8 protein-coding genes are annotated in these 8892 nt (G+C 23.7%); all 8 read right to left on the bottom strand.

Annotated features, from left to right (window positions below; all coding sequences use genetic code 11):
* Window positions 1-92: 92 nt before the first annotated feature.
* Window positions 93-449, bottom strand: coding sequence for a DUF2304 family protein (locus BGI41_RS05020; RefSeq protein WP_088539144.1), 357 nt, complete (start codon window positions 447-449; stop codon window positions 93-95).
* A 190-nt stretch (window positions 450-639) separates the two neighbouring features.
* Window positions 640-1335, bottom strand: coding sequence for a glycosyltransferase family 2 protein (locus tag BGI41_RS05025; protein WP_088539146.1), 696 nt, complete (start codon window positions 1333-1335; stop codon window positions 640-642).
* Between the two features lie 195 nt (window positions 1336-1530).
* The gene (ribC, locus tag BGI41_RS05030; RefSeq protein ID WP_088539148.1) at window positions 1531-1992 is read right to left on the bottom strand and encodes a riboflavin synthase; all 462 of its coding nucleotides are present in this window, start codon (window positions 1990-1992) and stop codon (window positions 1531-1533) included.
* A gap of 177 nt (window positions 1993-2169) precedes the next feature.
* Complete coding sequence (locus tag BGI41_RS05035; protein ID WP_088539150.1) at window positions 2170-3231, bottom strand: adenosylcobinamide amidohydrolase; 1062 nt, start codon at window positions 3229-3231, stop codon at window positions 2170-2172.
* A gap of 57 nt (window positions 3232-3288) precedes the next feature.
* The gene (locus BGI41_RS05040) at window positions 3289-4110 is read right to left on the bottom strand and encodes a nicotianamine synthase family protein (protein WP_088539153.1); all 822 of its coding nucleotides are present in this window, start codon (window positions 4108-4110) and stop codon (window positions 3289-3291) included.
* A 366-nt stretch (window positions 4111-4476) separates the two neighbouring features.
* Window positions 4477-5319 carry an ATP-binding cassette domain-containing protein gene (locus tag BGI41_RS05045; protein WP_198945422.1) on the bottom strand — a complete coding sequence of 281 codons (843 nt, stop codon included), beginning with the start codon at window positions 5317-5319 and terminating at the stop codon, window positions 4477-4479.
* Window positions 5320-5623: 304 nt separating this feature from the next.
* Window positions 5624-7756: a cation-translocating P-type ATPase gene (locus tag BGI41_RS05050; protein ID WP_088539158.1), complete on the bottom strand. Its 2133-nt coding sequence runs from the start codon at window positions 7754-7756 to the stop codon at window positions 5624-5626.
* 328 nt (window positions 7757-8084) lie between these two features.
* Window positions 8085-8804, bottom strand: a complete 720-nt coding sequence (cbiQ, locus tag BGI41_RS05055; RefSeq protein ID WP_088539160.1) for a cobalt ECF transporter T component CbiQ — start codon at window positions 8802-8804, stop codon at window positions 8085-8087.
* Window positions 8805-8892: the final 88 nt, after the last annotated feature.

The following is an 8892-nucleotide window of genomic DNA, read 5'->3' on the forward strand; positions in this document are numbered from 1 at the left end:
ATAACTAAAAAAGATAAAAAATAACTAAAAAAATTAAAATAAATATTAAAATATAAAAATAAAAATTAAATTAAAATAGAATAAATAAAAAATTATTCATCATCGTCATCAGATTGATGTTCTTCATTATCAATTGCTATTTTTCTAACAACTTTATCAATCTCATGATTTAAACTATCTAATTTAAGATTAATTTTAATTAAAAGATATCCTAAAAATGCAATGGCAATAACAAATATTAAGTCCAGACCTCTTTTAAAACCAATAATTTTTGCAATATCTGTTGTTGCATCAGGATACAAACCTATTGCTACAATAATAAGTAGAATAATAATACTAACTACAAATGTAGACAAAGTAACTTTTTTATTTTTATATCTAAAAGCTAATAATATAATAGCAATAACTGCAATAATAAAGACCAAATCTTGATATAATAATATTTCCATAATAAACACCTATTTAAACAATTAAAAGAAAACAACCATTTTATACTCTTACTAAACTATAAAATAAATAAATTAAGAAAATAATCTTAAACTCATTAATAATTTAATTAAATAATAAGATAGATTTCTAAATCTATAAGTAAAAATCCAATTTAATTAAATAATAAGATAAAATTTCCAAAAAATATAATTATCTAAATAAATCACCAATCATTTTAAACATGATTTTTATTCCAACAATAGCATTCGTTCCTTTATGTTGTGTTTCTTCTGTATAAATTGTAGTAATAGGAACTTCATCAAATGGTATTTTATTATTTTTAATTTCTTTAATAAATTCAGAAGATACACCATAACCTGCTGAAACAACATCTATCTGTTTAACAGCCTTTGATGAAAATGCTCTAAGACCAGATTGTGAATCTTTAACTTTAATTCCATAGAAAATATGTGTAAGAATATTCATTACATTATTTGCAAAACGTTTTGTAGTAGGCATATCCTCAAATATACGAGAACCAATAACAGCATCAACTTTTTTATCTTGTAATGGTTTTATAACCTTTGGAATATCTTCAAATGCATGTTGACCATCTGCATCAAATGTAATTATATATTCTGCATTATGTTTTAATGCATCAGTCATTCCAGTTTTAAGAGCAGCACCTAATCCACGATTAATAACATGTGATACAATATATATTTGATTAGGATAATCTTTTTGAACATTACGTGCTATATTTAATGTATTATCTTTTGATCCATCATTTACTAAAATAATATGATATCCTAAACTAGCAATATCTCGTAAAACCTTATCAACATGTTTTTCTTCATTATATGCAGGAACTACTAAATATACTCCTTTTGTATCTAACATATTCATCCCTAAATATTTTTTAATCTATTAAACTAAATTTAATGAGTAAAATAATATATCCCTACAATATATTTTTCACAATAAACCACTAAATAACAATATTTCATATAAAATATTACACTTAAACAAAATTACTCCACATAAAATATACTAAAAAATAATATAAATTACACTTAAACAAACTAATTAAAGAAAAATAAATTATACTGGACCTGCATTTTCAAATCCTTCACGTATACCTTGACCTGCTTCTCTTCTCATTTGTTTTGAATTAAATAACATTTTATAAACATTTTGAGCATGTTGTCTTGCTCTATTATCTGCTAAAATTTTAAGTTCTTTATCAGTTTCAACTTCATCTTCATGAACAAATACTTCAATAATATGAGTATTAGTCATTAATTGTGCTCTAATTAATCCAGTAGATGCTTCATGAGAACACATTTTATCTTTTTTCTGAGGTCCTGGCATACCTAAAGCCATTACAATATCACAGTTTTCTTCTTCAATAAGTTTTTTACTAGCAACAGGAAGATCTTTAATACCTGGAACAGTTACTCTAATAATCTTTGTATCACTAACATATTTTTTAAGTTCATCTTCTGCTGCTCCACCCATATCAAATCTTGCAAATGTAGTATCACATATTCCAATTTTTTTCATAATTAACCTCTAATTAATTAATATAATAAGTAATATTTATTATTCTTTTTATATAAAATTATAGAAAATTTAAAAATAATAATAATAATTTCATTTAATATACATACTAAAAACACACAAACCATAATTTAAAACCAAAGATATAAACTAAAAACACTCATAAAATATAGACCATTACTATTTTAAATAATAATTAATCCAATATTTAAGTAATTCTTTAACTTCATTTGAATCATTATCTGTAAATAATTTATTAATAATTAAAATTGACATATTATATGCTGTTTTTTTATTTAACAATCCATAATTTGCTTCATCAATAAGATGTACAATTAATGAAGTTATAGCAACCATTTTTGGATTATGATTATCTTTAACTAAATTTAAAATAAAATTTTCTTTCTCAACAATTGTAAAATCTTTATAAAAATCATTAATATCTAATTTAAATCTATATAATATATTTAACACTGTTGATTGGGAACTTGGACTAATCCATACTTGTTTAAGATTTGCTTCTTTAATAGACTCTTTAACTGCATTAGCAATTAATTCACCTAATTTAGAATGTTTACCTGTATTTTCAATTATATTATCTGATTTTTTATCAGATATTATTATAATTCCATCAGTACCTGTCCCAGTTGCAATACCATTAGAATATTGTGAGGGTATTGAAACTTCTTGTAAAGCTGCTGCTTTTGCTTCTGTAGCAGTAACAATAGCATTTAATAAAGAATTTTCATTTAATTTTGCATTAATAAGAATAATATTATTTATAGTTCCAATTTTTTCAGATTTTTTATTCTTTAATGAATAATATTCCTGATTTTCTTCATAATAAGATCCAGGATCTCCTGCTCTTACTGCATTTACTTTAGTACCTGCAGTAGTAATTGCAGTAACAGATAATTTTTTATAGGATTTTGTTACAATAGCAGTATTTTCAATATCTGCATGAGTAAGTAATCCAGAAGTTTTTCCACTATCAAGACCAATTTTATTTACTGAATCTTTAAGAAATTCATCAATTGTTTTCATATCAATTTTATTTATTGTTTCAGTAGATAAATGCATATTAAAAACAGATTTAAGATTTTCCATATATCCTCCATTTAAATAGGATATAGATACCCCATTTTTCTCATATGGAAAATCTACAACAAGAAAATCTGAATTAACATATACTTTATCATCATATTTAGTCTTATAGATTAATTTAAAATTAGAACTTAACATAAAATATCAAAATAATAAATATTTAATTTAAATATATGTATTTATAAAATTAAATATTTATTCTATTTTCCTAAGTAATACACTTGTATTATTAGTTTTTCCTGGAGGTAAAAGCATAATTTCTTTATGGAATCCTCTTAATTGTTTATCTGTTAAAGGTGCATAAAGAATAGCTCTCATACCACTATAAGTTCTTACAAGAACTGGAGTTTTAGTATCAACTATCTCCCAAACATTTGAAAATACTCTTTCTTTAGGTTCAGCAAATGCAGCAACCATAACAATATCAAAATCTATATCTGCAAGAGCATTTTCATCTCCAACAATAATTTTAATACCATCAGATAAACCAAGTTTATCAATTACTTTACGAGATAATTCTGCTACATCTTCTTGAATCTCAATACCGACACAATTACATCCAAATTTTAATCTAAATAATATTAATGTAAGTGGTAATGGTCCACTACCAATAAAGACAAAAGTTTTATCTTTATCAAATTTAGCAAGTCTTGATTCATTTTGAAGTAATCCTTCATATCTTTCATAAAAATGGAATTTATCAAGAACGGCATATGGATCATCTGAATTAATAATTTCTTCTGCATTTTGTGTTTCAAGTCTTGCACCAATATATAAATAAAATTTCCTAATAAGTTTTAAAGCTTTTGCCATTCTTTCATTATCAAGAATATGTTTTGCTGAATTAAAATCTATTTCCTCATCATGAGCAATAACTTCAATATCATCAAGAAGTACTTTAATTTCATCAAGTTTAACATTATTTAATGAATTAATATCCTCTAATGAATCTACACCATAAGATTCAAGTTTTTCTGCAGTTTCTTCTAATTTTGGCCAATATTTCCAACAACTCATAATTATCACATTTAATATATAACAATTCAAATATAAAATAAAAATTAATAAAATAAAAATAAATTATAAATTTAAATAAATATTTTCTAAAAAATAATTGATTTTTAAAATTTGAAAAACTATTTAATTACTTAATAAATAAAATATATAAAACTTAAAAAACCATCAAATTTTTAATAAAATAAATAATCTTTAAAAACTTAAAAAAATACCACAATACATAAAAATAAACAAATAATTTTTAAAAACTTAAAAAAAACTACCAAAATAATTAAAAATAAAACAAATAATCTTTAAAAACTTAAAATATTAATCCCCCTTAAAATAATTTCTAAAATATAAATAAAAATAAAAAAATAAAAAATATTATTTTTTTTCATTTAATAAAAATTCAAGAAACCTTTCTCTTGCTTCTGAAATAGTTAATGGATAATCACTATTAAAGTTTATAGAATCTTCTTTTTCTAATATTTCAGCTAAATGAGCCATTCTAGGAAGTCTTAAATTAGCTTTTCTAATTAAATCAACATCCTCAAATACTTCTTTAGGAGTTCCAGATTTAAGAATTACACCATTACTAATAATAAACACTTTATTAGAGTATACAGGAACCAAATCTACATCATGTGTTGAAATTATAATAGTCATACCTTCATTATTTAAATCATATAATAATTGAAGGATTTTAGATGCACCTTTAGGATCAAGACCAGAAGTAGGTTCATCAAGTACCATTAAATCAGGATTCATTGCAAGTATACCTGCAATAGCTACTCTCTTTTTTTGACCTCCACTTAAATGATGTGGTGCTTTTCTTTCAAATCCAGACATTCCAACTTTTTTAAGACATTTTGTTACAATTTCTTGTGTTTCTTCTTGAGAATAACCTAAATTTAATGGCCCAAAAGCAACATCTTCTTCAACAGTTGGAGCGAATAATTGATCATCAGGATTTTGGAAAACAATACCTACTTTTTGTCTTACTTTCATTAATCCTTTTTTAGAATAATCAATAGGCTCCCCATCAACTAAAATTTCCCCCTTAGTAGGCTCATAAATACCATTAAAATGTAAAAATAAAGTGGATTTACCTGCACCATTTTTACCTAAAAGAGAAACCATTTCTCCTTTTTTAACACTAAAATTAATATTATTTAAAGCAAGGGTCCCATCAGGATATTTATAACTAAGATTTTTAACTTCTAAAATATTAATTCCTCCACTATAATTAATATAATATTATACTTTATTATTTATAAATATTAAGACAAGTTTAATATAAACTAAAGTATATTTTAATAAAACTTCAATTGTTAATTAAAAAAATTAATTAAATTAATTAAAATTATTAAAAAGATATGAAATAATTAAATCAATTAATTTCACAATATTAATCAAAATAATAAAAAAATAAATTAAAATTAAACTTTTAATTAGTAAATTAAAAAAAAATAAAAAATAAATTAAAATCAACACATAAAATACCAAATTAATTTAAAAAATAAAAAATTAATTAATTTGAATTATGATATAAATCACAATTATGATAAAATTCAGTATGATGACTGTGTTTATGTGAATGTTTTACTCCATTTGAAGTTTTAACTTCATTAAAAATTTTAACACCATCATGAGAATGTGTAGACTCACCATATTTATGTACATGCATATGTGTATGTTCTAAATTATCCCCAACTATTTTTTCATCATCATTTAAAGAGATATTTTTCATTTTACTAATATTCTCATTATTAGAATCTTCTTTAATAATTTCATCATCAAAATGTCTATCATATAATAATGCTGCATTTAATACTACAAGACAACTTCCTGCATTATGAACAATTGCACCAGTTACAGGATTTAACCAACCTAAAACAGACATTACAATTGCAACTGCATTAATACACATTGAAAGTGTTATATTAAATTTAATAGTAAATAATGTAGAATTTGATAAACGTTTAAGATATGGTATTTTTTGTATATCATCACCTAAAAGTGCAATATCTGCAGAATCAATAGCAAGATCACTACCTATTGAACCCATTGCAATACTTACATCTGCAGTTTTTAATGCTGGTGCATCATTTACACCATCACCAATCATACAAACTTTTTTACCAGACTTTTTAATACTTTCAATATAATTTAATTTATCTTCAGGTAATAAATCTGATTTAATATTTCCTATATTTACTTTTGAAGCAAAATATTCTGCTGTATTTTTATTATCACCAGTTAATAAAATAGTTTCAGTATTTAATTTATGTAATGCATCTATCATATCATGTGAATCTTCACGTATTAAATCAGAAAGACCAATAATTCCAACTACTTTATTATTTAAAGCAATTATTACAGATGCTTTACCTTGTTTTTGTAAAATATCTAATTTATTCAATGTATTATCATCAATTAATATATCCATTTCTTTAATAAATTTAATATTTCCACAATAAACATTACCATAAGAATTAATACAAGAAACTCCTTTTCCAGGATACATTTTAAAATCTTTAGGATTTTCTATATCAATAGATTTAATTTCAATATTCTCAACAATAGCTTTAGCAAGTGGATGTTCACTCCTTTTTTCAGCAGAACCTGTCATTAAAAGAATATCTTCACTAGTTAAACTATCATCTAATGAAATTATATCAGAAACTACAAGATTACCATAAGTTAAAGTTCCAGTTTTATCAAATGCAATAGTATTAAGTCCACCTAATGTTTCAAGTGCTTCACCAGATTTAATTAAAACACCATGTTTTGTAGCTTGTCCAATTGCTGCCATAATAGCAGTAGGAGTAGCTAAAATTAATGCACATGGACAAAATACAACAAGAACAGTTACTCCTCTTTCAATATTTCCAGTAATTAACCATGCAGCAATAGCAATAAATAATGCAACAGGGACTAACCATGTAGCCCATTTATCTGCAATTCTTTGTGTAGGTGCCTGTTTATTATCTGCTTCTTTTACAAGATTAATTAATTTTTGAAGTGAAGAATTTTCACTAAGACTAGTTGCTTTAATATCTATAGCACCATAAAGATTTAAAGTACCACAATATACTTCATCCCCAATTTCTTTATCTACAGGTAAAGATTCACCAGTTATAATTGATTGATTTATAGAAGAGGTACCTTCTAAAATTTCACCATCTACAGGTATATGTTCACCTGGAAGTATTCTTAATCTATCACCTAATTTAACCTCATCAACTAAAACAACTTTTTCAGTATTATCACTAGAAACAATTCTTGCTTTTTGTGGAGTTAAATCAATTAAATTTTTAAGTCCTTTTTTAGCCCTTTCAACAGTCCAATCTTCTAATAATGCACCTAAAGCCATAATCCATGCAACTTCACCTGCAGCAAATATTTGACCAATAAGTAAAGATGAAGCCATAGCAATTGTAATAAGAAGTGCTGAAGAAATCCATTTTTCTCTAATTAATCTAATTAATGCAAGATATACTAATGGAATACCACTAATAAATATTACAACCCAAGATGGATCTAACCATATTGGAACATTAATATGAAGTATCATTAAAATTATTGCAATTAATAAGAATACACCTGCAATAACAGTCATTTTTAATCCTGCAAGAAAATCCATAAATTCTTCAAAATTCATATAATTCCTCCTCATATAAATATAACAAATTTATAAAAAATTTTATTAATATAAAGTAATACCTTTTTAAAAAATACTTATAAACTAGTATTACTAACATCAATAAAAAAAAACTCAAAAAAGATTTTGAGCTTAAATACCACAAATGAAAAAATACAAAAAAGTATTACATTTTTAAATTTTATTTAAATACTAAGTATTACTCACATTTTATGAGAAACCTAATTTATTGATTAAACAAAAAAATTAGATAGTAATACTATATACAATTTTATTTATATATTAGTAATACTTAAAGATTACTTTAATAAAAATAAATTAAAAATTATTAATTTACTAATTTTGGATAAGAACTTTTAGTTCTGTCAGGTTTATAAACTGGTAATTCACCAGTATAACATCTTGAATCAAGAGATCTTTGTAAAGTATCACTTTTTTCTAATGATATAATAAATAAATTTGAAAACATTGTTCCAAATGATTTAAATGCAGTCATAGATGTTGTTAAATAACCTAAACGAGATTTTTGAGCATTCCTCATAGTTTCTGTTCTTTCAATAAATATAAATATAGCATTATACATTAATACTGAAATTTCACAGAAAATTTTAGGAACATGAACAGATCTTAATACATGCATTACATCAGAAATAGGTGTTGTTAATGCTAAAAATCCTAAAGAAGAAAAACAAGCAAAAACCCTAAAGAATGTAAGTACAGATATGTAATAAGAATATGTTGTAATACCAATACCCCAATAACCACTATCCCAAATATATGCTCCTTGAGGGAAGAAGAATAATAAGAATAGACAAGTAAGGAAAGTAAAACTAAATGGTATTGCTAAAAACTTCAAGTAATCTTTAAGTGAAACACGAGCAACAGCTAATATTAATATTGATGAAATAATAATTACAGCAATTGAATAATAATTATTACTTACAATTAAAGCTGATAGTAAAAAGAAAAATGAAATCAAAACTTTAATATATGGATTTTCATCAGCAATCCTATTAGTATGTGCAATATAATCAATGTTAAATTCCATATATTCACCTAAACTTTTTTTAATATATTTAAAATAAAAATTAAATATTTTCAATATTATATTCAAATTATAAATTAAATAATAAAGT

Source organism: Methanobrevibacter sp. 87.7 (assembly GCF_002208625.1).
Lineage (GTDB): Archaea > Methanobacteriota > Methanobacteria > Methanobacteriales > Methanobacteriaceae > Methanarmilla.

What these genes read in the sequence shown, in the direction of transcription:
- BGI41_RS05020 (WP_088539144.1), bottom strand. Translation starts at nt 449, where the DNA reads ATGGAAATATTATTATATCAAGATTTGGTCTTTATTATTGCAGTTATT.
- BGI41_RS05040 (WP_088539153.1), bottom strand. Translation starts at nt 4,110, where the DNA reads ATGAGTTGTTGGAAATATTGGCCAAAATTAGAAGAAACTGCAGAAAAA.
- BGI41_RS05035 (WP_088539150.1), bottom strand. Translation starts at nt 3,231, where the DNA reads ATGTTAAGTTCTAATTTTAAATTAATCTATAAGACTAAATATGATGAT.
- BGI41_RS05025 (WP_088539146.1), bottom strand. Translation starts at nt 1,335, where the DNA reads ATGAATATGTTAGATACAAAAGGAGTATATTTAGTAGTTCCTGCATAT.
- cbiQ (WP_088539160.1), bottom strand. Translation starts at nt 8,804, where the DNA reads ATGGAATTTAACATTGATTATATTGCACATACTAATAGGATTGCTGAT.
- ribC (WP_088539148.1), bottom strand. Translation starts at nt 1,992, where the DNA reads ATGAAAAAAATTGGAATATGTGATACTACATTTGCAAGATTTGATATG.
- BGI41_RS05050 (WP_088539158.1), bottom strand. Translation starts at nt 7,756, where the DNA reads ATGAATTTTGAAGAATTTATGGATTTTCTTGCAGGATTAAAAATGACT.